The organism is Enterobacter cloacae complex sp. P24RS (genome assembly GCF_014982165.1).
GTDB classification, from domain to species: domain Bacteria; phylum Pseudomonadota; class Gammaproteobacteria; order Enterobacterales; family Enterobacteriaceae; genus Enterobacter; species Enterobacter quasihormaechei.
Map to the genome: position 1 here is coordinate 1 of NZ_JADCKU010000038.1, position 492 is coordinate 492.

2 tRNA genes are annotated in these 492 nt (G+C 48.6%); both read right to left on the minus strand.

The annotated features are described in order from the left end of the window. Positions 1-136: 136 nt before the first annotated feature. Positions 137-212, minus strand: a tRNA-Ala gene (locus INF58_RS20865). Between the two features lie 105 nt (positions 213-317). Further along, a tRNA-Ile gene (locus INF58_RS20870) sits at positions 318-394 on the minus strand. Positions 395-492: the final 98 nt, after the last annotated feature.

Sequence of the window (492 nt, forward strand, 5' to 3'; positions counted from 1 at the left end):
AAATTTGAGAGACTCGAACACACATAAGCTGTGTGTCGTTTCAATTTTCAGCTTGATCCAGATTTTTAAAGAGCAAAACTTCGCAGTGCACCTTTTCAGGTTCACTCTGAAGTTTTCTTGTATTCGCAGTAAAAGATGGTGGAGCTATGCGGGATCGAACCGCAGACCTCCTGCGTGCAAGGCAGGCGCTCTCCCAGCTGAGCTATAGCCCCATCGTAGTCACCTCTGTACCGGTAATTTTTGTTGAGGCAAGGCGTGGTGACACGAAGCATACTGAAGTATGTGAGTGTCGCCGCAACGCAGCATCAGCAAAAATTTGGTAGGCCTGAGTGGACTTGAACCACCGACCTCACCCTTATCAGGGGTGCGCTCTAACCACCTGAGCTACAAGCCTGTAGAGGTTTTTTACTGCTGTTTTTCATCAGACAATCTGTGTGAGCACTGCAAAGGCAGGTTCTTTAAGGTAAGGAGGTGATCCAACCGCAGGTTCCC